This is a genomic window from Pseudomonas sp. S4_EA_1b, from assembly GCF_016307435.1.
GTDB classification, from domain to species: Bacteria; Pseudomonadota; Gammaproteobacteria; order Pseudomonadales; family Pseudomonadaceae; genus Aquipseudomonas; species Aquipseudomonas rhodesiae.
The window spans coordinates 1-21,986 of record NZ_JAEILC010000142.1 but is presented as its reverse complement, the minus strand read 5'-3'; the positions used below and the strand labels follow the sequence as shown (position 1 = coordinate 21,986).

Here is a 21,986-nt window from a genome sequence, read left to right as displayed (position 1 = left end):
CGCATCTTATTCAAAATTAGGATGGCGAGCGCTTGCCAATTTTGCGTCGGGAGTAGAAGTCATGAGTCTGGTGTCAGTTAGTGCTCTGGAAGTGAGCTTTGTCGGTCGTCCGAGAGATGATGTGCTGTTGACTATTGATGAGCTTGTGAATGTCATTAAGTGCGATTCTGATTGTTTGAACTACGTGATGGTTGCATTGAATAAGCAGTTCAGCTCGCTCATCATTAGTGGGTTTTGGGGCGATGAAGAAAGCATGATTGAACACTATTCAACTCCAACCTTCTATGCACTACTCGATTGTTTGAGTAGCAATTGCAAAAGCATGTGCTTCAGGTCGTTTTTTACTCGAGAAGAGTTGGGTGTTTAAAATGATATATGATGAAAGTGCCCTTTTAGAAGCAGATCTTCATGGTCTAATAGCATTCCTGGTTGTACATCGCGAGGGAGGCGTCAGCCGAGCGGCTGAATGCCTGGGGGTGAAGCAGCCGGCGGTGAGCAATCAGTTGGCAAAGCTGAGAGCGCGATTTGGGGATGAGTTGTTTGTCGGGAAAAGAGCTTGGACCCCGACTGAACGAGCAGACCAGATTGCTGCCGCATTGGCTCCGGTGTTCAACAGCTTGCAAGATGCAATTAGCGCTCTTGCAGACGCACAGAAAGAAAATGAGCTTGATCTAAGACAGCCATGAATTGGCTAGTGCTATTGTCGTAAAGAAATTACGATAAACAATAAAAATGCTATGGCCTCTCGGCCATAGCGAAGTGAGGGTCATTTTTAATGATAACCCCAAGGAGCCTATGTATTGCCGGTGTCGTCATTTTGGTTGACGCCATAGCAAAATCGGAGTTGGTAAAAAGCCGCCTGATGCCAGGCGGCAAACCAAAGGACGATGAAACGTCGCAGGACTAGGTAGTTGGGAGGGGAACCTAGTCCCGCTTCTCATCGGTGTTGATTTTAGTTGGTATTTTCTCTGAGCGAAATCGATAGTGGTAATAGTAGTTATCGAAGGTGTTAGTATGGCAATGCCATGAACCAAGGCTGCAAGTCTAGTTGGAGTGATTTAGTTTCAGGTCGGTGCGGATTAATTTTGCCAGAGAAAATGTCAACCCCTTGAGAGCTTCTGCAAGCCTATATAAACACTCTGGACCGATAAGGTAGTGAGCAGGTAGCTTGTACTGAGCCTGATCGAATCCTCAGTCATGGGTTGTTACCAGTTTTTACGTACCTTGAGTTCAACACTTTACCCTTGTCGGGATCTGAAACCCGAGTCCAGGTTCTGAAAGAGCCTGATCGAGAAGCCAGTAGCCAGTCCTGGATGTGGGTACAAACCGGCGGCCCGCCTGACAGGCCGGTGATTCTTTTTGATTACTCCACCAGCCGAGCGCAGGAGGTACCCACTCGCCTGCTGGATGGGTATCGCGGCTACGTGATGACCGACGATTATGCTGGCTACAACGCCCTCGGTGCGCAGGAAGGGGTCGAGCGCCTGGGCTGCTGGGCACATGCGCGCCGTAAGTTCGTCGAAGCACAAAAAGTACAACCCAAGGGCAAGACCGGACGCGCTGACATCGCGCTGAACCTGATCAACAAGCTCTATGGCGTCGAGCGCGACTTGAAGGAGAGCAGAGATGAAGATCGTAAGGCTGCCCGCATGGAGCGCAGCGTCCCACTGCTGACTCAGCTGAAAAGCTGGGTAGAGAAAACGCAGCCTCAGGTGACGACCCAGAATGCCTTGGGCAAGGCAATCGGCTACTTGGCCAGCAACTGGAACAAGCTGGAGCGCTACGTCGAACACGGCTACCTGCCGATCGACAACAACGCCGCCGAGCGCGCCATCCGGCCGTTTGTCATCGGGAGAAAGAACTGGCTCTTCAGTGACACGCCCAAAGGCGCCACTGCCAGTGCACAACTTTACAGCCTGGTCGAAACTGCCAAAGCCAACGGCAAAGAGCCCTATGCGTGGCTGCGCCACGCACTGGAACGCTTGCCGCAGGCGTCCTCAGTTGAGGATTACGAAGCCCTGCTGCCGTGGAACTGCATGCCCCAAGTGCATCGCTGATGCACCACACCATCTTTGAAAAGGTGGGGTTTATGGAGCGCTTACGGACAATGCTCGAGAAGCGCCTCGAGGACGTGTCGCCTTAGCTCGACGGCTTCACCCCGAAGATCCGCACCATTGAGGTACAGCAAGTCAAAGGCTACATAGACCAGGTCATCAGTGGCCTTCGAGGCGAACGCAGACTGCAGGGCTTGGAAGGCAGGTCGACCGTCGTCTTCCTGAATCACGACCTCACCATCGAGCCAGGCCGAATGCACGGCCAGGCGGTTAAGGTCTTTGGCAAGCCGCGGCATACGATCGGTCCAGTCAAAACCGTTCTTGGTGAAAAGCTGCACCTGGTCACCATCGATCCGGACCAAAAGGCGATACCCGTCGTACTTTAGCTCGTACCTCCATTCACCTTGCGGAGGTCGAGTCGTCAAAGTCACCAGTTGTGGAGCGATCCAACCCGGATTCGGTACCTTGGGTGGTTGCACGATCCGCGACCTCGCTATCTGAGCTTTCCCTTCAGAGTGGAGTGCTGGATTGTCAGAAAGATCACCTCGTCCGCCCAAAGGGTGGCATGAATTCTCGGTAGAAGGGCTGTTACCATGTTCCTTTTTGCCGCATAACTGAGTTGAGTTTTTACCGGAGCGCCGGCGGCATTAAGCATGTGTTGGAGCACTGAATGGAAGCAAGCCTACCGAGGATCGTAAATCCGGCTGCGATCGGTAAACCACGGGACTATGACCACCTACTGGGCACCATGAAGGATCTCCACCTGTCCCTGCAGGTGGGTACTTCGAGGCACGCCATCAAACGCCGTAGAGAAGCGTACGGACTGCCGCCCTACACCGTAGCGCAAGCTATCGCTCCTCATACGCACTTGCTGGGGGTAATCTCGGATCGTTCTGTTGCAGCTCGATGCGGCGTCTCGCCCCACATGGTGAAAGCCTACAGAGAGTCCCAAAAAATTCTGCCGGTGTTTAGGCCCAAACCGCGGCAGCAAAGCCTACCCCTCGGACACCCTCTGAGAGCCTACAAGCCCCTTTTCGGCTTCGTGAGTGATCAAGAGATAGCTCGGGTGTCCGACGTTCCGCTCGATGCCGTACAGCAAGCGAGAGAGTCGCTCGGGTTCGAACCAGTCGCTCCTCTACTCCAGCCCATCGAAATAGCCCCTCTGCAGGACTTCCATGGTCCTTTGCTGGGTTACGAATCCCTATTGCACACCATGTCGATCGCCAAGATCAGCCGCATCGTAGGGGTTCCTTACAGCATCATCGAAAAGCGCCGGGATTTTCTGGGCGTGAAGCCCTACGAGCGCGTATCAAAAGCTGCGAGATACAACCATCTCCTAGGTGTTATCCCCCATTCGTTGTTGGCCAAACTCGCAGGCATCTCGGCCTCACGAGTTCAAGACCTCAGCCGCGCGAAGAAGCTGGCGACCTGACTTCGCGCCGGCGTAGCAGCCCGGTTTGCTAGAACCTCCCATGGTAAGCTGGTGTCCTGCTTGCTCCCCAACTGGCCCAGCCGCTCCGCATCTCCGAGACTGGGCCGATGCTTCATTTATGGTATCTGAGGCCCCAGTATGGCTACCAAATCGAACCCGCTCTACGGACGTATTACCTCTGCGCAGGTCCTCGAAGTGCTCAAATACAGCAGCGGTAGTGACCTCAAAACCCAGCAGGCCCAGCTCACTGCTACCTGCAATCAGCTGGAGCAGCTCAGTACCCCCAGTATCGGCCTTAGCGAGCTCCTGGATATGGATGACCGCGACCTGCTAAAGCGGGCTGCAGTTCTCCTCCGCGACCTCAACCGTCACGTTGAGCGTGCAAAAGAGGTACGGGTTGAACTCGAAAAACGAGAAGACAAGGCGCGGAAAGCCTATTTGGTAGCAATCAGCGGGCTGATCGCGAAGCGCTTTCCATCAGTCACCGATGAGACTCCCGGGCGGGCTGAGCAATTGCTGGAGATCATGGAGCTTCATCTGGCCTTATTCGACTGCAACTACCTGGAAGACTATTACGAGGGGGGCTTTCCTCGCAATTCGGGCGGGATTTTGACCGTTTCGAGAGTGGCGAGGAGACACTTACTCAGGCGGTAAACGGCGCTGCGCAGAACTTGCGGTACGACCTTGGGCAACGGTTGGGCTATTCGAGCAAGCAACCCGATCCAGCAAAAGCACTGCAGGCTGTGATCGAGGAGGCCGATCGGCTGCGCCCAGCAGCCAAGGCAAAGAATCAGGGGTTGTTTCAACGTATTGAGCGCGTATTGGCAAGAGAGCAAGCCGCTCGTCCTGCCGATCTGAAGTTATCCCGGCCCTGATCGAGCCCGTGACAAGCAGCCCGGTTAGGTTTCATTCGGCCTTGTTGAAGTTCTTGTGCTCGTCTACGAGTTTGGGAATATCACAGGAAATTCTGACAAAGAAGTCGGTCCGCTTGATGACCACATGCTCGTAGAGCTTGGTAGCGCGGTCGATTATCTCTTGCCGGTTTGCTTTGATGAACTCGTACTGCTTGTAGAGCATCTGCTTATACCGACCTTCCTGGGCGTCAATGTCTAGCTCGACCAACTCGCTATCCAGAACCGGAACCATGTAGTTCAGGGCGATCAAGCCAAGTTTGTTGTTCGGATTAGTACGCTCATGCAGTTTGAATGCCGAACAGGATGATGATTGGATGCGATCCTGGGCTGGCTTGTATGAGGTCAGAGGCGCTAGAAATTTATGATTTCCGATTTCTAGCAGAACACCAACATAGACCTTTTTGCCTTTGTATCCGGCCCCACCGTTGTTTGGGACCTTACCATCGAATTGCTGCAAGAAAGCGATGTAGTCGTCCGTTACAGTGTAAAACCTCATAAGTCCTCGCGCCTGAGCAAAAAAAAAGTGGCAATCGCCACTTTCTTTCCTCGCCTTCGAGGCGGCGAGAGCCTGATTTCAATTTCGCACTTAGGGTAGCGTATCACCCGATTTCAATTTCGCACTTAGGGTAGCGTATCACCCGATTTCAAGCTCGCACTTAGGGTAGCGTATCACCCGATTTCAAGCTCGCACTTAAAGGTAGCGTATCACCTGACGGCCCTAATCATATGGCCAAAGACCAGTCACGTCAAGCCGAGCTAGCCCACTGAACCGGGTCTATCAGCTAATGCTGACAATGATAGCTTGCTTGGGGCTGTTAAGGCTTGCAGCTAGTGTGTGCGATCAGCCAGCCATGTGGAACCGCTGTTTCTGCAGGGGCCGGCACCATTTGAAACGTACAGGTATGACCCCCAGGCGCCGATGCAACGACTGTCGCGGTCTGCGCTGTTTGCTGCAGTACATTTACTTCCACGACCTCCTCGGAAACGTCATAGAACTGTGCGGTAAGGTTCGCTGCGATAGGCGCCGGCCCGCTCTCCTCTGCTGCAGCGCCGACTGTTGCTAGTAGCAACAGCACCAATCCTCCCCCTACCGAGATTGCTTGTTTCATTCCCTTCTCCTTCCGTGATCGGTGATGCCAATTGGTTCTAGAGATTTCTCTCTTTTGGCTGACAAGTCGTGCAACAAGATCTATTATACGTACGTACGTACGTACGTACATGCAACAATCAACGGGGCGGCTACCCCTCTCTAGGAGCAAGCGATGGAACTCAAAATCTCATGCGGCAATGTTTCCCAAGCACTGGCTGAGTTGAAGCCTGGTGAATCTCTGGTCGTGCCGTGCAATGGCAAAACCACCCAATCAACTCAGTCGAGCATCGGGTCGATGCTCGCCCGCCGTCAGCTGGCCAGCGCGATGTACAGCCAGAGCAAAGCCTTGATCGTACGGGACGAGCTGTCCCTTCCCATTCCGGTGATCATCGTTACCCGGCGTGCGGCAGAAATTGCCGGCGCAGCGTGAGGAGAAATACATGAATACTCATCGTTGCGTTTTATTGCAGGGCGTTCAGGACATCAAGAATGCCTATGCGCATCTGCTTCAGGCCCGCTCTGACCAGGCTTGCCAATCAAGCGCGCTGATCATGGTCGACGGAGTGGTCTGTACAGTCCCGCTGGGTCAAGGTCTCATTGACATCGACCGAGCAGAACCGGTGCAAGCAAAGGGCAAAACCATCTGCCACAGCGCGGCCTGCCCTTTCATCATCCTTTAAGGGGAAGGCGCTCCTTTGGGCGCCTTGTACCTCGCCATTGGGTGTCTATTCAGTACGACCATCCCTGTCGGATGAACGTTAAACTCCAGGTAGCTCGACTCGTAATCAACCTTTGTAGCTCCGTCGAATACCGAGTCAGCCAACCACGCTGCCATAGCGGCTTGAATGGCGTGACGACCCATGGCCTGCTCATCATTTGCTTCCATTGCTTTGACCAGTTCACTGGCCCAGAACGGAACTGCACTCTGCGCAAAAGACTTCCCGTTTTCCCGAATCATTTCGCGTTTTGACTCTGCAACAGCAACCAACCCGTTCAGATCAATTTCGGTCTGGAAGAGAGCGGTTTCTTGTTGTTCGGTGTTGAAAAACTTGAATTGTAGAATCACATGCTTGCTCCAAATGAACGAGAGGGCCGTAGCCCTCTCTGGATGGTTATGCTGGCCGTGGAGCCCGGGGCTTCGGCGCTGGTGGGGCTTCCTTCCAGTGAATGCCATGCTCGGCCTGGCGCTGTCTGATCAGCTCAGAATGCCTCATCACCCCCACCGTCTTGTCGATGCTCTTCCCAGCCTCATCAAAGCTATGGAACACCCCTTGAGGCTTGCGCTCACCATCCACTGGTTTGCCTGGGATGCCAGTGCTGTAAGGAATGTGTGTGGAGGTCCGCACCTGGAACACTTCGAATTTGTCTCCCGGGCCTTCGGTATTGTGGAAGACGTCGAGGCGTTTCCCGTGGACCAGGCGGCCAGGCTCCCCGCGATCGTTGAGCTTTGAAGGCTCGGACGTATGATCGAATTCACGTGACTTGAAGATAGTGGTACCAGCGATGACGCGTTCCCGCAGACGTTCGTCGCCTTCTGCAGGCGCTGCGGGCAACTTTTCAACGTTGAACACCCGATTCAGGCCTTGATCACGAAAGGGAGCTTCGGATTCGTGCCCTTGGTGCTGAGCCAGCTTGGCCACCAACTGACGCGCTATGTGCTGGCTTTCAATGTCCTTGGGCTGCGCCTCGATCGCGGCGATGACCTCTTTGTATTCACTGCCCGTCAGGCGATGCCGTTTTTGTTCAGCAATGTCCTGCAGGACGCCTTGCCATTCTTGAATCGAGCTCGCACTCATCGAAGTCTCCTTGCCTTGTAAAATCCCGGTCGAGGGCGACGTAGAGTGCGGCGGCACCCGGCATCCCTTTCGGTTTTGAATTTCTTCATCGCTTGGGCGATTGGCCTGGTCGAACGAAAACGATCCATCGTCGTAGCGTTCGAGGTAGCCCCATGTGCAGTCTTTGTCACTTTGCCCTGGTTTGGGCGGTTGAGCCCACCACGGCTCACGAGTCACTAGTTGCTTCATAGGCCACCTCCTTCGCTTCGGATCGTCACATGGTGAAATTCGCCATAACCTGATTAGTTTGTTGGTCTACCAGGTCGATCGAGCCGCGCACGACCTGACCGACTGCGGTGTTGCCATCGGCTTCCGGGATGTACAAGTACAAGGTGCCCCGCAGGTCAAGGCTGCCTTTTGCTCGGGCCTCCTCAATGATCCGAGCCTGGGCTGAGTCTTTGATTTCCAGGCTGCATGGGAACGCCGACGGCTTAACCTGCAGGTTCATTCCTTGAGCATTGCGAACAGGATTCGCCCAGCAGTACTGCCCGTAGCTGGTGAGAGGGAAAGACTGCGTATTGAAATCGTATGGGCCCACAGAAACGTTTTGCATGCTCAACACGCTCGATACACCAAAACCGGAGATCGGCAGCGAGTAATAATCATTGGCAGCATAGGATTTCAAGGAGGCCTCGAATGCCGGCCACTGAGCCGCTTCTATGTCCTTGCGCTTGAAGGCGTCGCTGGTAGCCTGATAGTCGGCGGAGAGGTAGCTCATCTTGTCCTCCGTCGTTGCGCCAGGCGCTTTAGCAAGCACTAGGTACGTCAGAGGCTTGCCGTTGTTGCCAGCCAGGTCCTGGTACTGGTTCAGCGGTACAGAAGTGTCGATCACCTGTGCAGGCTTTTCCGGTGTCGCGGGCGGCGTCTGTGCGCTCTGGCTCTGCTTAGGTGTAGATACTGGTGCCGGTGCTTCCTTGTCATTGCATCCAGTCAGGAGCCCCATCACAACACATGCTGCAGCAGTCATTTTCAGGTTCATAAAGCATCAATTCCGTTGAATTTTGCGGTCAGCCGAACAAAGAGTGCATATCCGACTTCCAGGCACCGAACTGGTTCGCCTTGATGCGTACCCCGATTTCATGCAGGTTCGGAACGCGGGTGACTAACTTAAACAGTAAGTGCGGGCTTTTATCGGGTACCAGCTCCCAGCTGGACACCTGATCGAAATCAATGATGGTCGTGCTGTTCAAGTTGACGTCTACGTACAAGGCCTTCTTGGCAGCGGCATCAAAGCCGACGTAGCGGTTGAACATCACCGAGACGGCTTCATGGCTCGGATTGAAGCCTGTCAGCTTGACCTTCTCGACCATGCGATCGAGGCGCGATTTGAAATAACGTGGAGCTACCGAGAACAGCAGGTAGCCGAGCCCGAAATACACCAGCGCGATGGCCATGATCCCCAGCGATACCTCTGAGTCTCTGGAAAATTGGGCACAGGCGACCAGGAATACGGCAATCACTGGCAACAGACCGAGCCAATAAAAAGGACGAAGGATCCACCAGATAATGTTCATATCGATCCCCTCTGAAGTCCGTATGAGATACACAATACGGAATTAGGTTAGGTTCATTCTACCATGACCCATTGACAGGTCAATGCTCCAATTGATAAGGGGCCCGAAGGCCCCCGATTTGATCATCCCTTGATCCCATCGCCTCCCTTAGTACGTCTGTTGTCACCCCCAGCTCCCCCTTTGGGCGCCAAGTGCTCGAGGCGGCTACCGAAGATGTTCATCGCGTTGCGCATACGTTCATTGTCTTCACGGCCCACCGATGCTGCAGCGTGACCACCGACCCAGTTAATGACTTGGTCGGGAACGATCAGGATCAGGTTGAAGCAGCTATGGACCAAGGTCAAACACATGCTGCAGTAGATCGCCAAGTAGAAGATGATCGAGAACAATCCCGTCACAGAGTCGAACTGGGCGTTGGCCAGGGCAATACCGAAGCATTGGTTGAGCAACGAGCCTCCTGCGATCAGCGCAGCCCCGCCCAAGAAGAAACCGACAACCATCAGTGCAGGGCGAATCATCACGTTCAGCAGGAAAATATAGCCATGGGAGGTTTTGTGGCCCATGCCCTCCCCTTCGCTACCCAAATGCGTAAAGGCCCACAGTGGCGCCGCAATGATTGCTTCGCCAACCACTACCAACCAGTTGACCGCGGCCCCGAACCAGATGATGAATGGAACCATGGGGAGATATGTCGAGAGCGTACCGCCCAGGATGAAGAGCGCCAAGACGAGGCCAATGATGAAAGGTGATACACCTTCAAGCACGCCGCTCAAAGCATCACCAACCGATGTCACAGCGTTTGCCACCTTGGCAAATACGCCGGCGACACTCCAACCATCCTTCACCTTCTCGATGGCCTTCGCGGTTACATAGGCGCCCATAGCCGTCTCGGCCGCAACCATCGTGTAGTCGCCCAGGTTCTTCATTTTGATTAGGGGATTGAGCTGCCCCAGACCTTCGCCGCCGGCATTCACGTCGATCAGGTAGTTCACGATTCGCTGGCCAGGCGCAGCGAACATACTCCCGATGATGTTACCCGCATCCGCGCCCACTACGCCTTTGGAGTAGTCGCCGGTAGCACTGGTGCCTGCTGTAGGCGTATAGGAGGTCGTTTCCTGCTGGGCTTTATAGGCCGCGTAGGCTTCGTCGTACACGGATACGACTGAGGGATCACCGCTGGTCGACATGCCGAACACGGTTGCTTTCGCGGCCATGGCGTCAGATAGCTTGGTATTCGCTTGAGCGAAAGTCTGATACCAAGCACCCAATACCCACCATCCCGACTTGCCGATGTTTGAGCTGAGTTCCTGCGCGAGTCGCTTGATGTCCCCTTGCTTGGTTCCGGCGACCTTGTTCACCGAATTTTCGTAGGTCTGGGCTGCGATCTGGATGGCGTACTCACTGTCGGGAAGGGCCGTTTTCGACCCACTGGCACGTTGTACAGAGGCATTCACAAACGACTGGGCCGACTGGCTCAGGGATGCTTGCATGGCCTTCAGAGCATCTAGGTGCGCCTTCCTGATATCAGCAACATCGATCGTGCCGCTGATAATGTTCGTGGAGGCCGCCTGTGCTGTGAGGTCGCCGCTGATGTCCGCCCCGCCACAGACGAAGCTGTTGTTTTTGAGGATGAACCCTTTGTTAGTAGCGGTCTGTTGGATGTAGCCGCCTGGGATGACCAGGCCACCACTTGCTTGGGCTTGAGCGATGCCGGCATTGATGCCGTGCAAGCAGAGGTTGGCTTCATACACGCTGTGCGCCAGAGCGGCGGTTGAGGGCATGATAGGTTGCACGACCATCGATTGGCCGTCTTCAAAACTGGAAATCGCAGCATCTACGCCGAGGTTGGCCACACCAACCCCCATTACTGACGCCGACCACAGCATCAACAGCTGCGAGAGCGACCAACCGTTGGCAGTAGGGACCAGCGACACGACACCCCACACAAGACGCACCGGTCCCCACGACGAGGACTGCTGACGGTCGAAGATCGAGCCATCGTGGGCAGTGCGCGTCAGCTTGCGGAATACGATATAGCAGGCCCACATCGCACCTACGACAAGTAATGCGCTGTTAAACACCTGGAAGATATTTGCGAGGATAGTGTCGCCAGTTCCGCCGGCCGAGGCCAACGGGTTGTTCACGACCTGGCCATAAATGGAGACAAGCGCTTCTCGCGATTTATCGCCGCTACGCTTGGCAGCTTCCGAGATTTCGCCCAGTGTGGTGCTGTCAGCCCAAGCCAAGGTGCTGCAGAGCATGGCAGCAACCACGGCAAACGCTTTGCGTTGAATTCTCATGGTCGGCCTCCTTTCCCGTGGCCGTATTCAGGATCGAGCAGCTGCCGGAACCAGTTCCGGTTCTCCCGAATGAAGTCCTTCAAGCCACCTTTTTCCTCCTTTGAAAGGCGCTGCGTCTTGAGCTGCCATAGCCGCAGTTGGGCGCTCAGAGCCATTGCGAAGAGCAGAGGCATTGCCGTGGCGATCGAGAGCAAGCCCTGGACCACCCCTTTCGACGATTCGAAATGGACTCCAAGCAGAATACCGAGCACTGCAAAGAGTCCCAAGACCAAGGCTGCCAGCTGGCAGGCGCGCTTGCGAGACAGAAAGTAACGATAGAGCTCAGTAATGGACATGGCTCCAGGCTTGCGATTATTCATCGCCTCGCTGAACGACTGCTGCTCACTTTCTTCCATCTCACGACGGTCGCGCAGTGTTTCCTTTGCTTCGGCCGACAACTGCCGAATGATTTCTAAATGCTCCTTGGACCTGGAAACTTCATTTTTGGCCAGTCGATAAGTCTGACGCATGGCCCAGAACGGAATCACCAGGTGGAGCCCGATGGACAGCCCCCGGCGGACCTTGGAAGACTGCTGCTTTTCCTCGCTCATCAGTTGGCCCCCCCCATGCGACCGTTAACAGCCCGGTATTTTTCACCCAAGACAGGCTCAAATTCCTGCCGTGCAGAGCTGGCCAGGTTCAGACCGTTGATGATGTTCCCGCGGGTCACATCGTTGCGAAGTTCGAGGAGCAACCAGTTGGTCTGCGTTTGGACACGGATCTGCTCACGCACCAGGTTATCGCCTGTCATGTTCTGCAGATCAGCCTGATACTCTGTGTTCGCGTATCGCCGCCCCACCTCGAAGTACTCGAATTCGCGGGCCGACATGGTTCCCGTGCGCTTAGCTTCTGCCGAGGCAATCTTTTGGTAGTAGGACTCAGCCGATTTTGAGGACCGTGCCTCTTTGAGCAGATCTTTAGTTGAGTCCAGTGGCTGGCTTGCGGCGATCATTTGATCTTGAGGATCCGTCGCAGCGGAGATGATCGAGTTGTACTGGTTCATCAGGCCGATGTACTGGACACCAGCGTCAGATTCAGCCTGCCCCTTCTTGAGCTGGGGGGCCACAGAACGCCGCGCGGAGTTCTGCGTGTACATTCTGGCTGCGTCGGTTTGCGCCTGAGTAAAGGTGAGGTCCTGGTCCTTGCCATCCTTGCCCGCGCCGATAGTCAACGAGTCGAGGCGTTTGTCGGCCCCGGGCATGGTCGTCGAAACGGCTGGGCAAGCTGTTGCCCCACCATATGCAGCGTAATCATCGGTATCGCAGTAGTCAGCATGGATGCTTGCCGAGCGCATGGCATCGATCGATGGCGGCTGGGCTGGAGCAGTGAGAGCTTGGTTGATTTTGGTGCTGGCAGCTTTGCCCCCTCCCCCTGTGCGGATAGAGGCTTTTACTGCTGCAACCCCCGCCCTGACTTCATTGAAACCGCCCGAACCGGATTCGCTGCAGATCGAGTTGGGCACGTAGTAGTTCTGACGGGCATTCTCGTAGCGACGGCTACGCTCCTGATTCGCGTCGAACTCCCGTTGAACCCGAGCAGCAGTTTCAATGGTATTGGCAACCTTGCTCGCGCCTTGGGTAGTCGCGGTACCCACCTGGTAAAGCAGCTGGCTAACCGACAGGTTCATGGCACTCACTGAGGCTGTAGTAGCGGCGATCGCCCCGGTCAACGTGATAGTTGAGGTTCCGATCGCGCCTACGACGCAGCCGTCGCAAAGCGCGTAGGCGGGAGTTGAAGCTGCGGAGCCGATCAAGAGAGCTACGGCCAGAGGAGTAATGCGGAATATGGTCTTCATGCGTGTTCTCCTCGGGGGTTTTGTTCGGCGTAATACGCGGTAACCAGATCCTCTGCCAGTTGCTTCACAACACTCAGCTTGGCATTGGATGTGGAAGCGTATTCGAGTGCTTCGATGTGCGACTTGGCGGTGCCAAGAGGGAAGCGTTTGGCCAGAACCTGGCGAGCAGCCATAGGACCGATCCGCTTGTACAACTCGGTTCGCAGCGCCGTATCCTGTTGGGTGGTGGACATTGCCCAGAGCTCAAGTGGACCAGTTGTGTTGGTCAATATCTGGGTGATCGTGCCTTGGTTCGTCTTGAACAGGGCGAGCATATTCGCGCCATTGCGCCCTGGACCCGTGCACTGCAGGTGCAGTTGCTGGATCGTTTCGTGCGATACCTTGAAGGTTTCGCGCAGCACGTTTTCATCATCTACGTTGCCGCCTCGCAACACGTAGACCGATGTGGCCGCGTTGAGCAGAGCAAGTGGGAAGTCGCGCAGATACTGGGAAATCACCATGATTCGGATACCCCATTTCCTGCCTTCGCGACCGTCCTTCACCAGCGTTTGCACTGGTGTATCCATGCCCTCGGTGTTGTGCCATTCGTCATAAGCGATGGTTTTCTGCTGCGAAGCCACATCCTCAGCACGTTTCAGGTGGTAATCGAGGTAAAGTGGCGGAGCTACGAGACGGATGTCTTCTTCGCGCAAGAAGTAGTTCTTGGCCCCCAGGTGGCGGGCAAACATGTACATGCAGGACGTTTTGATCGAGCCCTCAGGTGTTTTCGATCCAATCACGTCATTGAGGTCCACCGAAATGACTCGTGTCGTCGAGTCGACTTCAAATCGGGTACGACCGGAAAAAACGGCGTAGGTCGTCGATGCCAATGTGAAGCAACGGCCCATGTATTTCAGCAGCGGTTCGCCTGCGGCGGTTTTGATTTCACCGAAGGTTTGACGCACGCCTTCGTTGTTCAGCATGGCAGTGAAGTCGGGCAGGACAGGGGAAGCCTGGCGGTGTGCATAGGTCGCTTCACGCACATAGCCTGCGGCGAACAGCATGTCAGTCACTTCGTACCAGGTTGCAGCGCTCCACCACTTTTCATCATGCTCAGCGCTGATCCCCGACTCGGCTAGTACCTTATCGACCGCAGGCACTACATCCGGCTCATACTGATTCGCTCCCCGCCCCGCTTTGTCGTCATATACAAGGGTCATCAGCATTTCGTTGACCGCGGCACAGTCGGATGGCGTGCGGGCTTTTGCCCCGCCTTGGCCATCAGTGGCGACGCTGGCACAGAGCAAGTTCAAGAAGTCGACGCAATATTCGCGCTCGCGGCGAGTGGGCTGACGCGCCCCCAGCTGGGGGTCAAATGGATTCGACGCGAAATCGCGGCTGTTCTGCAGTCTGAGATACGCAGCTTCAGCCTTACGATGATCTGGCAGCGAATCCTGGATCATCTGGATCAGGCCTGAAGACGATGGACCAACATCCACAATCGTCAGCAAGGGGAGCTGGGTAGCACCCGGACGATGAAGAGTTGCGTTGTGCATGCAGTTAGCTGCAACTGACTTACCTGAGCCCGGGATGCCTGAGACAAGCTCGATCCAGGTATCCTGAATCGAGCTGCCGAGGCCAATGGGGTAAATCTTCCCGTCTGGTGTTCGCGTGATCCACGAGCCATTGTCGGGCCACGGGGTTGCCGGCCGCTGAAGCGGCAACATGTTCATGGCTTCCTTGAGGGGGGGCAGAAGCCGGTTAGCGGTATTTTTGGTGGTAAAGCCAGGGATTGAAGAAGCAAGTGCGGCCATGGGATCGCCATGCGTTTTTTGAACTTGGCAGGTACCCCAGGACTGAATGGCTTTTTCCAGTCGAGAAAGGCGTGTCTCGAGGTCCGCTTTTGTGGTACTCCAAGAAGAAGCCATGATCTTCATAGACATCACCGCTTCATCCCTCGCGATGGTCTCCAGACTTTTGAAGGAATCACGAATAGCCCTGTTGTCTGGAAGAACCCCGACGAAACCAACCATCAATCTTCGGGCGCGCATCATCGAAAGACCGCCAGGTGCGATATCGAATCGAATCCTCCACGGGTCCTTCTTGCCAACGGCCGAAAAGAGTTTGGTGAAGTGCACAACGTCTTGTGGGCCAAGCTCCATCGCAAGCGAGCCGTGCCACAGGCTGTCAGTTTTGACGTAATTGCCTACGGGTTCCACATCGTTGCTGCAGATCTGATAGCTAAGCCGCGGCGGCACAAGTTCCGAGAAATCCTTTGCATCGGTAGCCCCGCGAAACATAAAGCGATCACCCACGATCTGAGGGCGGAATTTCTGGGAAGTACCTTCGCGGTTCAACATGATCCTGATGCGCTTAGCCGCCTCGTGGGCGCTTAGAGGCTTCATCATGATGCCTTTCTTACCCTCGACCCCGCACGAGATGAAGTCATCCATGAGTCGCTCAATCATCGTGTCATGCCGATATTTGAGAGCGGCAAGGGCAAATGCAGGGTTCTGCCCGTAAACCAGTCGCGGGAGCTTGTGTTTTGATGCCTTCTTACTCAGCTCGCCGAGCTCGCGATCCTGTTCCTCGTTACTCAACGAAGTCAGGTGCGTGTACACAACCAACAGGTTTTGTTCCCAAGCACAGTGCGGAGCGTTGCGCTTCACGCGGTCAAGGATGATGTCCTCGCTTTTCAAACCGATGCGCCGTGCAGTGTTCAGTAGCGGTTCGGCCAGACGCATCAATTCATCGGTGGCCCGTTCCGGATCACGCTCGAAGCTGAACGTGAGGCTATGCCCTTTCTCGCGCATATAGCCAGTCATGCGGACACGCAACGACTCCAGCATCTCTGAAAACTCAGCTTCAGAGAGCATCTGGTAGGTACCTTGGAGATCGAATACTGTCAGCAGCGAGTAATCGCTATTGACCAAGGTGTAAGGATCTTTGAGATCCGGGGATTTCTCGATATCGGCATCGGTCAACCCCACAGCAGTGGCCAGTTCGCAGTAACTGGTCATGTCTTTGTGAATGAAGTGTTTTGCGAGGTACTCCAAGGTACCTTCCAGTGCATCCACGCACTTATCAAGAAGTCCCATGCTGCCTCCTTAGCTCGGCGCGTTCATCACATCGTGATGAATCTGGGCCCACGTTGAGGTGGGTGCTGCACCGTACGCATCCTGTGCCCAGCCTTTTACAACATGGCTGAACTGTGCGGGATTGAAGATGACGCTCAACCCTTGGAAAACGAGGGAGTTAATATCGGCGTCGACCTTGCCCAGGCGTGTCATCGCCTCAGCGAAAATTTTGGGCGAGTGAGTACCCCAGGCCTTTTCGGTGTATTCCCGATGGGAAGCCATCCAGTTGAGGATTTTTTTCGCGTCCGCCTTTGTTTGTTCGTCCCCGGTTTCCAGGGCGATCATGGTGGCTCGCTGCAGATGATTCGCGTCCTGGGGAGACAAGCCCGGGAGGTATGCGATGAAGGCATCACCGTCGTCGATTTCTCCCAGGTGCTGCCACCCATGACACAGCGGATCTACAAGCCGGAGGTTTTCCGGCCGTAGATCCTGATGGTTGTGGTTGATGTTATGAACATGACCGGCACGAGCGTGTATACCGCAGAAATAGCACTGCCCCTGCGCCTGGCGGGTAATGGTCGCCCGCATTTCGGTCGTCAGCTGTGCCGGGTTCGGCTCAATAGCGCCTGGAGTGGCATCGCCCCACACACGCGCTTTTGTGGCCATGGCCATCAACGGCAGAACTGGCTTCTCGAAGTTTTTCCCAAGCCCCGATACCGGTACTGTCTGATCCTGTTTTACGTCGCTCATGCAGTCTCCAAGGCAGCCATGTTTCAGGCTGCCGAGTGGTCGTAGTCAGTTCGGAACCTTGCCAAACTCGCTGCCGCTGATACCAACGGTCTCGCCGGCAGTGGTCATCATGAAGCCAGTGCCACCAAGGGCAGCACCAGAGAGGAATGGCCCCCAAATCTGCTTACCGGTGATGCGCGAGTTTTCATCGTTGGTTTTTTTCCAGGCGTTCAATCCGCCGAAGGACGCCAACGCGAAACCGACGGCCAGGAAAATTGGACCGAGGCTGTCTTTGATGGAGTCGCCCTGTTCACTGCCCTTCTCGGCCATGCCAGCGAGACCATCCGCATACGCAGCCTTGGTGACGAACAGCGTTGACATGGTGAGGCCTGCGCCCATGAGCATGATTCCCCGCTGCACGGGATCGGCCTTGTATTCCTCAACCTTGGTCAACAGACGGATGTGACCACGGCGAACTGCATCGACAGCGAACTCGAAAGGTTTGAATTTCATGATGACGCTCCTAGTGTTGTTACCAATAGAGTTGGAAGGTGGCCTGAAAGGCCTCGATCACTTTGTCGACATGGGTCAACGCAGCACCGAAAATCATGTGGGTGAGGCCGCGCCAAACTGCGTCGTCCGCTCCCTGCGAGCCCTCTCCTTCAAGGACTGCTTTTTTCATAAGCAACAGGCCCTTGAAGAAGAAACACCCCCCTGCAAAAGCTGCCAGGGTCAGCACAGCGTTTACTGCTTCCTTGAACTTGCCGAAATTCTCGGCGCCGCTGTAGGAGATGGCACCGTAGGTTGTTCCGCCGGTACCGAAGCTGTTCCAAGTTGTGGTGATCATCCCGGACATGTTGAACAGAGCAGCGCCAATCACCAGCACCGCAAAGGTGCTTCCGAGGGTAATTGGACGATGGCCAGGCTCGATGGTGGCCAGCTGCATCCGCCGCAGAACGCTACCGGCGTAAACCATCCCAGCGAGTGCGCTCAAGGACCAGAGCAACCCCCAAAGTGCGGCGACCAAAGTGTTGGCCGCCGAGATGATCATGCTCGCCAGATCCATTTTTGGTTCCTCAGCGAATCACGCCACGCGAAGTAGTGACTCGACGGGCCACTGGATCAATACCAATGATCTTCACCCCATCTACGAGATCGCCTACCTGCACAACGAAGGTTTTTTCACCGTGCTCAATCCATGCCTGGTCTGCATAAACGGTGTTCAGGCGATAGCCAGCCACTGCCGAAGGATGTGTTGCTTGTGGTTGGCGGCGCACTGCCTGTTGCTGCACTACTTTTTTGCCCGCCGCAGGGGCGGCTTCAAGGAGAGAAACCTTGGCTTCCAATTCGTCGATGGTCTTTTGAAGTCCGACGACGATCCCGCCCAGGCTCCGGACTTGTTCATTGAGCGCGTTCAACTGGTCGGCAGTGATACCCGCCTGTTCCGGGTCTGCAGCGGGTGCTACTGGCTCTTGTGGTGCAAGCACATCCGAAACATTGCTCAAAGGTGCCGCTTGTTGAACGGGGGTGGCCTGCTGTGGGGCGCTGGTTTGCGCCTTTGGAAGCATTTTTGGTACTAGTACAAACAGTACTGCCAGCACTACCGCCAACACCAAAAAGTGCCAGGCCTCGATCCGATTGATGACGTTGGCAATGCGTTTCTTGCGATCGCCCTGTATCGCGTTAACCGGAGGCGTTTTCTCAGGCTGTTGCGTCTGAGATTTCGACGTCTCAGCTTGTTTACTCGGCTTACCGCCGGGGTTGAAAATGTCCAACTCTTCCGCTGCTTGTGTAGTCATCTGAAGTCCCCTGCCCTAACTCAGTAGCGAGTTGGATCGATGATGGTTGGCTGGCCCATGTACTGCTGGCCGTATCCTGGCGAGACACCCTGGTACCCGCCGAACCCGTTTGAGTTGGTGGCACCTGCGGCATTCGGTGAGAGGCGGTACTGCTGCTGAGGTTGGCCACCTGGTTGACCGAGCGTATTCAGCTCAGCTTTCTGATTCGCCATCAGCGCGTCTTTTTCCAGTTGGTCACTGGCCAGCACCGGCCCTACGAACTGAATACCGATCGTGGAGTTGATCGGACGGATTACTTGTTTCTGTGGCATGTTTGCGGCGTCATTGTCCAGCACCTGCCCGGCTTGTTGGCCAATACCGCCCGCAAAGGTGCCCGCGACTGCTTTCCCACTAGGGGTAGTGGGGTACGTCTGGATTACTGCGCCCTCGCTGGTGATGATGTTCTCCGAGGCGGAGCGCTCGTAAAGTTGGCCCGTTTTGCCGATGGCCAGCGCCAGAGCCGGGAGAATGATTCGGCTGAAGTAGCGGTTGTTTACATCACCGGACAGAGCAGTACGCATGCTTTCAGGATCAACAGCTTTGGCTGTGATCTTGTAACTGCGCCCCTTCCATTCCATATAGGTGAAGGTCATGTCGATGGTTTCATTGAGGCGCTTGTAGCCCATCGCGAAGACCCGTGCGCCGGCGAGTCGGCCTCCGGGAACCTCAGCTGTAACCATCGAATTCTCATCAGTGTCGAGCTCTGTTTTAAGCAGGGCAGGCGTCAGGAAAAATCCATCCACGACAACCTGGTCCTGAGCCTTGCCGGAGCGCGAATTCGAGGTTTGCGCAGCGCCTGGACTACCGGCCGTACCGCCTACTCCAGTCAGGGAAGCGGGTTTGATGGATTGCGAGTACGCCTGCTCCTGAGTAGTAGTGCCGGTTCCATGGGTTTTCACCGTCCACCCGCTCATGAACGCGTCGACCTGTTGCGCGACAAGCTTGTCCATTTCTTTATTGCGCTCAACAGGCTGCTGGGGCTGCGGAGGTGCTTGGTAGTAGTAGTTGACCTGGGGTTGTTGCTGCTGGCCCGCACCTGCCTTGTCCGAGGTATCCGCTGGAGATGCTTGCGTAGTGGACATCACGGACATGTATGACTGCCCGTTTGATTCCGCCTGTTTAGCGTTGTTGTGGTTGTACTTCTCCAGGACCTGGCGATAGGCCTCGCTCTCCTGAGTAGCCCCCCCTTTCCCATCAGCGCTTATCGCGCCGAGGTTAGAGCTGGTTTGATGACGGCTGTTGAGCCAGGTGTAGCCTGCATAGCCGAGGGCTGCGACAGCAATTGCTGCCGCGAGGATGGTTACCTTGGTCTGCCTTCCAATGTCAGCTTGAGTGCTCATGCGCTACCTCAGTAAATATCGAGTTGGAGGGTGACTTTCTGACCCATCTGCGAGAGGGTGATGAAGGGAGTCACGGGTAAGCGGTACACGCGCGTACCGTCGCCGGCAGCCAAGGTGTTATCGAATGCGGTTTGGAAATCCTGCCGGGTACGGACGTAAAGATTTCCGTCGTACTGCCAGATCTGGGTATGGGAGGGCACTGCGCCTTGCGCCTTAACCTGCTTGGCTTCTTTTGGCGGAATCCCGTCCAGGAACGCCTGCAGCAGGTCGTCATAAAGCGCGATCTTCCCAGGGCCCATTACTGCAGCCTTGGCCAGTGGGCCTCGGCCGGGAACGCGAAGATCGAGCCGGGCGTCGTACACTCGAGCCCGATCTTTCTTGCCATCCGGCTCACCGCTGACGATCTTGACGATTACGGGCGTTGTAGCGCCTTCCAAGTACAGAGCCAGGCTGCCAGTCTCGTAAGGCGATGGGGTCGATACCACCACTGTGTGAGTGCCCTGTAACCACTCCGCGCTATAAAGATCGGGGTTTGAAACACGGGGCGTAGCTGCCAGTGGCCAGGGCGCTCCCGTTGAGTCCAGAACAATGAGGTTCGATAGTTCGCCTGGAACCACGCGTAGCACTGGCATCGATGCGCCAGGGCTCAGATCAACTGATACGCTCGAAATGCGAGGTATACCCCGCACTGGCTGCCAAGCCTTGGCCTTTCGAGTGTTCTCCAACGCCTGCCGCATTTGTTTGATTTGCTCAGGCGTGAAGGGTTGCGCAACTTCCATTGCTTCGTCGAAGTGGTCATTTTCAGGTGGGTTGAGCGGGGGCAGTGGAGCAGTGCCGTTTTGCTGTTGAGAACCACCAGCGGGTTGCCCGGCGACTGCGTAATTAGCCGGGCCATAGTTGGTCTGCGGGAAGGCATTCTGCATCTGGGGATTCACCCCAGGCTGTGGAGCACCAGGTGCCGCGGGAAAGCCCGGCTGCCGAGCTGGACCTTCTACTCGAACCCACTGCCCGCCGTTTGGGGCTTGAATGGGCTGCTGTTGACCTTGCATCGGTTGGCCTTGGGGTGGCGCGCCATTGCCTTGTTGCTCCGCCTGAGCTGTTCCGATCGCGAGCGTCAATATTGACGCGACGAAAACTGATTTCATCATCATGGGTTCCTCCTTACCTGGGCGTGGTGACAATGCCGTCCAGCCCTACGCCCACGATGGAATCCAGTGTGGGAATACGTGCGACAGGCACTTTGGCGATGAATCGCTTGGGTTGAAGGTCGGTGGTTTGGCCGACCAGCTTGATCTCGATCGGTACTTCGATATGGCGCACGAGAACACCGTCAACCATCTCGGATTTCACAAGCACACCGGTTTCAGTAGTAACCGTCATATTCATGCGCTTGGTTTTGACGAGGTCCAGGTAGCCGGCAGACTGCAACTGCTCCAAATACTGAGCGAACCCGCGTTTGGTCCAATCGCCACGCACGTCCTCAAGCTGTTGCCTGTAGTCGGTGAAATTGATCGTCATCGAACGGTTCAAAGCTTCACGGGCAAACTGAATTGCCTCGGCGTCGGTAATGTACGGCTCATTGAGAGGAACCAGCCTGACGATCCGTAGACCATCGGCTGCGAAGTACACGTAATGCGGGTGCATGACAAACCACCCAAACACGCAGTTCAGGCAGATCGAGATCCCCAGCCCCCAAGACAAAACCAGGTTTGATTTCACGATGCTGGACGTATGTTTAGCCAACTGCTTACGGTCTTCGAGATCGCGTGCGATTGGATCGACGGCATCCTTGTTCTGATGCAGTTTTTCAGCGATGGCCATCAGCTCTCGTTCGTATGCTGCATGGCCGAGATCCTGCATTGATCCAGGCTGATCAAGATGCGGCGCTGCAGCGTCCTTGGTGTCGGTCATGTGTGCCCCTCCGTTTTCCGTATTCTAACCATGATGCGGAATCGGTCAACACAAAAAAACCTTTTCGCTGACCCGTGTTAACGGGGGCCGCGTGGATTCTGGGTTTACGGTATATCTACAAGGGGAGCCCGCAGAATTC

24 protein-coding genes and 1 pseudogene are annotated in these 21,986 nt (G+C 55.5%); 7 read left to right on the top strand and 18 right to left on the bottom strand.

From position 1 onward, the window contains the following. Positions 1-61 precede the first annotated feature (61 nt). The 3 genes and pseudogenes from YA0848_RS32345 to tnpC form a co-directional block, all read left to right on the top strand. Positions 62-367: a hypothetical protein gene (locus YA0848_RS32345; RefSeq protein ID WP_198731514.1), complete on the top strand. Its 306-nt coding sequence runs from the start codon at positions 62-64 to the stop codon at positions 365-367. Position 368: 1 nt separating this feature from the next. Further along, a complete protein-coding gene (locus YA0848_RS32340) occupies positions 369-686 on the top strand; it encodes a LysR family transcriptional regulator (RefSeq protein ID WP_198731513.1) in 318 nt (105 codons plus the stop codon). 570 nt (positions 687-1,256) lie between these two features. Beyond that, positions 1,257-2,057: pseudogene (gene tnpC, locus YA0848_RS32335) on the top strand (IS66 family transposase); the annotation flags it as partial. A 41-nt stretch (positions 2,058-2,098) separates the two neighbouring features. Here the strand turns inward: tnpC and YA0848_RS32330 are convergent. Then, a complete protein-coding gene (locus tag YA0848_RS32330; RefSeq protein ID WP_332874108.1) occupies positions 2,099-2,485 on the bottom strand; it encodes an ATP-dependent DNA ligase in 387 nt (128 codons plus the stop codon). Between the two features lie 635 nt (positions 2,486-3,120). On the opposite strand from YA0848_RS32330, the gene YA0848_RS36225 reads away from it, so the two are divergent. After that, positions 3,121-3,486, top strand: a complete 366-nt coding sequence (locus YA0848_RS36225; protein WP_232925233.1) for a hypothetical protein — start codon at positions 3,121-3,123, stop codon at positions 3,484-3,486. 138 nt (positions 3,487-3,624) lie between these two features. Then, positions 3,625-4,140, top strand: a complete 516-nt coding sequence (locus YA0848_RS32320) for a hypothetical protein (RefSeq protein ID WP_198731511.1) — start codon at positions 3,625-3,627, stop codon at positions 4,138-4,140. 252 nt (positions 4,141-4,392) lie between these two features. Here YA0848_RS32320 and YA0848_RS32315 read toward each other — a convergent pair whose 3' ends face one another. Together YA0848_RS32315 and YA0848_RS32310 are read right to left on the bottom strand one after the other, a co-directional pair. Then, entirely contained in the window at positions 4,393-4,896 is a 504-nt protein-coding gene (locus tag YA0848_RS32315) for a type III toxin-antitoxin system ToxN/AbiQ family toxin (RefSeq protein WP_198731510.1), read from the bottom strand. A gap of 319 nt (positions 4,897-5,215) precedes the next feature. After that, on the bottom strand, positions 5,216-5,509 hold the full coding sequence (locus YA0848_RS32310; protein ID WP_198731509.1) for a hypothetical protein: 294 nt from the start codon (positions 5,507-5,509) through the stop codon (positions 5,216-5,218). Between the two features lie 153 nt (positions 5,510-5,662). Between YA0848_RS32310 and YA0848_RS32305 the strand changes: the two genes are divergently transcribed. Continuing rightward, entirely contained in the window at positions 5,663-5,920 is a 258-nt protein-coding gene (locus YA0848_RS32305; protein WP_014003952.1) for a hypothetical protein, read from the top strand. A 10-nt stretch (positions 5,921-5,930) separates the two neighbouring features. After that, positions 5,931-6,170: a hypothetical protein gene (locus YA0848_RS32300; RefSeq protein ID WP_132476514.1), complete on the top strand. Its 240-nt coding sequence runs from the start codon at positions 5,931-5,933 to the stop codon at positions 6,168-6,170. Here the strand turns inward: YA0848_RS32300 and YA0848_RS32295 are convergent. The 15 genes from YA0848_RS32295 to YA0848_RS32225 all read right to left on the bottom strand — a co-directional run bounded on the left by YA0848_RS32295 (position 6,167) and on the right by YA0848_RS32225 (position 21,847). Then, entirely contained in the window at positions 6,167-6,556 is a 390-nt protein-coding gene (locus YA0848_RS32295) for a hypothetical protein (RefSeq protein WP_198731508.1), read from the bottom strand. The genes YA0848_RS32300 and YA0848_RS32295 overlap by 4 nt on opposite strands. 46 nt (positions 6,557-6,602) lie before the next feature. After that, the gene (locus YA0848_RS36220) at positions 6,603-7,514 is read right to left on the bottom strand and encodes a hypothetical protein (protein WP_232925232.1); all 912 of its coding nucleotides are present in this window, start codon (positions 7,512-7,514) and stop codon (positions 6,603-6,605) included. Positions 7,515-7,539: 25 nt separating this feature from the next. Further along, on the bottom strand, positions 7,540-8,304 hold the full coding sequence (locus YA0848_RS32285) for a hypothetical protein (RefSeq protein WP_232925231.1): 765 nt from the start codon (positions 8,302-8,304) through the stop codon (positions 7,540-7,542). Between the two features lie 28 nt (positions 8,305-8,332). After that, complete coding sequence (locus YA0848_RS32280) at positions 8,333-8,839, bottom strand: hypothetical protein (protein WP_198731507.1); 507 nt, start codon at positions 8,837-8,839, stop codon at positions 8,333-8,335. Between the two features lie 122 nt (positions 8,840-8,961). Then, a complete protein-coding gene (locus tag YA0848_RS32275; RefSeq protein WP_198731506.1) occupies positions 8,962-11,139 on the bottom strand; it encodes a DotA/TraY family protein in 2,178 nt (725 codons plus the stop codon). Then, positions 11,136-11,729, bottom strand: a complete 594-nt coding sequence (locus YA0848_RS32270; RefSeq protein ID WP_198731505.1) for a hypothetical protein — start codon at positions 11,727-11,729, stop codon at positions 11,136-11,138. The genes YA0848_RS32275 and YA0848_RS32270 overlap by 4 nt, the downstream gene beginning before the upstream one ends. After that, positions 11,729-12,973, bottom strand: a complete 1,245-nt coding sequence (gene traW, locus YA0848_RS32265; protein ID WP_014003945.1) for a conjugal transfer protein TraW — start codon at positions 12,971-12,973, stop codon at positions 11,729-11,731. The genes YA0848_RS32270 and traW overlap by 1 nt, the downstream gene beginning before the upstream one ends. After that, on the bottom strand, positions 12,970-16,050 hold the full coding sequence (locus YA0848_RS32260; protein WP_134630147.1) for a conjugal transfer protein TraU: 3,081 nt from the start codon (positions 16,048-16,050) through the stop codon (positions 12,970-12,972). The genes traW and YA0848_RS32260 overlap by 4 nt, the downstream gene beginning before the upstream one ends. Before the next feature lie 9 nt (positions 16,051-16,059). Beyond that, the gene (locus tag YA0848_RS32255; RefSeq protein ID WP_198731504.1) at positions 16,060-16,779 is read right to left on the bottom strand and encodes an HNH endonuclease; all 720 of its coding nucleotides are present in this window, start codon (positions 16,777-16,779) and stop codon (positions 16,060-16,062) included. A gap of 45 nt (positions 16,780-16,824) precedes the next feature. Further along, entirely contained in the window at positions 16,825-17,271 is a 447-nt protein-coding gene (locus tag YA0848_RS32250; RefSeq protein ID WP_014003942.1) for a DUF6750 family protein, read from the bottom strand. Between the two features lie 19 nt (positions 17,272-17,290). Next, positions 17,291-17,824 carry a conjugal transfer protein TraQ gene (gene traQ, locus YA0848_RS32245; protein WP_014003941.1) on the bottom strand — a complete coding sequence of 178 codons (534 nt, stop codon included), beginning with the start codon at positions 17,822-17,824 and terminating at the stop codon, positions 17,291-17,293. Between the two features lie 10 nt (positions 17,825-17,834). Next, positions 17,835-18,557: a hypothetical protein gene (locus YA0848_RS32240; RefSeq protein WP_198731503.1), complete on the bottom strand. Its 723-nt coding sequence runs from the start codon at positions 18,555-18,557 to the stop codon at positions 17,835-17,837. Between the two features lie 20 nt (positions 18,558-18,577). Then, positions 18,578-19,936 (bottom strand): conjugal transfer protein TraO, encoded by a 1,359-nt coding sequence (gene traO, locus YA0848_RS32235; RefSeq protein WP_198731502.1) that lies wholly within the window; start codon positions 19,934-19,936, stop codon positions 18,578-18,580. 8 nt (positions 19,937-19,944) lie between these two features. Next, on the bottom strand, positions 19,945-21,087 hold the full coding sequence (locus YA0848_RS32230) for a DotH/IcmK family type IV secretion protein (RefSeq protein WP_198731501.1): 1,143 nt from the start codon (positions 21,085-21,087) through the stop codon (positions 19,945-19,947). 10 nt (positions 21,088-21,097) lie between these two features. After that, on the bottom strand, positions 21,098-21,847 hold the full coding sequence (locus YA0848_RS32225; protein WP_014003937.1) for a DotI/IcmL family type IV secretion protein: 750 nt from the start codon (positions 21,845-21,847) through the stop codon (positions 21,098-21,100). Between the last annotated feature and the right edge of the window lie 139 nt (positions 21,848-21,986).

Coding starts and splice junctions, on each gene's coding strand:
- YA0848_RS32345 (WP_198731514.1), top strand. CDS start 62: ATGAGTCTGGTGTCAGTTAGTGCTCTGGAAGTGAGCTTTGTCGGTCGT.
- YA0848_RS32340 (WP_198731513.1), top strand. CDS start 369: ATGATATATGATGAAAGTGCCCTTTTAGAAGCAGATCTTCATGGTCTA.
- YA0848_RS32320 (WP_198731511.1), top strand. CDS start 3,625: ATGGCTACCAAATCGAACCCGCTCTACGGACGTATTACCTCTGCGCAG.
- YA0848_RS32315 (WP_198731510.1), bottom strand. CDS start 4,896: ATGAGGTTTTACACTGTAACGGACGACTACATCGCTTTCTTGCAGCAA.
- YA0848_RS32310 (WP_198731509.1), bottom strand. CDS start 5,509: ATGAAACAAGCAATCTCGGTAGGGGGAGGATTGGTGCTGTTGCTACTA.
- YA0848_RS32305 (WP_014003952.1), top strand. CDS start 5,663: ATGGAACTCAAAATCTCATGCGGCAATGTTTCCCAAGCACTGGCTGAG.
- YA0848_RS32300 (WP_132476514.1), top strand. CDS start 5,931: ATGAATACTCATCGTTGCGTTTTATTGCAGGGCGTTCAGGACATCAAG.
- YA0848_RS36220 (WP_232925232.1), bottom strand. CDS start 7,514: ATGAAGCAACTAGTGACTCGTGAGCCGTGGTGGGCTCAACCGCCCAAA.
- YA0848_RS32285 (WP_232925231.1), bottom strand. CDS start 8,304: ATGAACCTGAAAATGACTGCTGCAGCATGTGTTGTGATGGGGCTCCTG.
- YA0848_RS32280 (WP_198731507.1), bottom strand. CDS start 8,839: ATGAACATTATCTGGTGGATCCTTCGTCCTTTTTATTGGCTCGGTCTG.
- YA0848_RS32275 (WP_198731506.1), bottom strand. CDS start 11,139: ATGAGAATTCAACGCAAAGCGTTTGCCGTGGTTGCTGCCATGCTCTGC.
- YA0848_RS32270 (WP_198731505.1), bottom strand. CDS start 11,729: ATGAGCGAGGAAAAGCAGCAGTCTTCCAAGGTCCGCCGGGGGCTGTCC.
- traW (WP_014003945.1), bottom strand. CDS start 12,973: ATGAAGACCATATTCCGCATTACTCCTCTGGCCGTAGCTCTCTTGATC.
- YA0848_RS32260 (WP_134630147.1), bottom strand. CDS start 16,050: ATGGGACTTCTTGATAAGTGCGTGGATGCACTGGAAGGTACCTTGGAG.
- YA0848_RS32255 (WP_198731504.1), bottom strand. CDS start 16,779: ATGAGCGACGTAAAACAGGATCAGACAGTACCGGTATCGGGGCTTGGG.
- YA0848_RS32250 (WP_014003942.1), bottom strand. CDS start 17,271: ATGAAATTCAAACCTTTCGAGTTCGCTGTCGATGCAGTTCGCCGTGGT.
- traQ (WP_014003941.1), bottom strand. CDS start 17,824: ATGGATCTGGCGAGCATGATCATCTCGGCGGCCAACACTTTGGTCGCC.
- YA0848_RS32240 (WP_198731503.1), bottom strand. CDS start 18,557: ATGACTACACAAGCAGCGGAAGAGTTGGACATTTTCAACCCCGGCGGT.
- traO (WP_198731502.1), bottom strand. CDS start 19,936: ATGAGCACTCAAGCTGACATTGGAAGGCAGACCAAGGTAACCATCCTC.
- YA0848_RS32230 (WP_198731501.1), bottom strand. CDS start 21,087: ATGATGATGAAATCAGTTTTCGTCGCGTCAATATTGACGCTCGCGATC.
- YA0848_RS32225 (WP_014003937.1), bottom strand. CDS start 21,847: ATGACCGACACCAAGGACGCTGCAGCGCCGCATCTTGATCAGCCTGGA.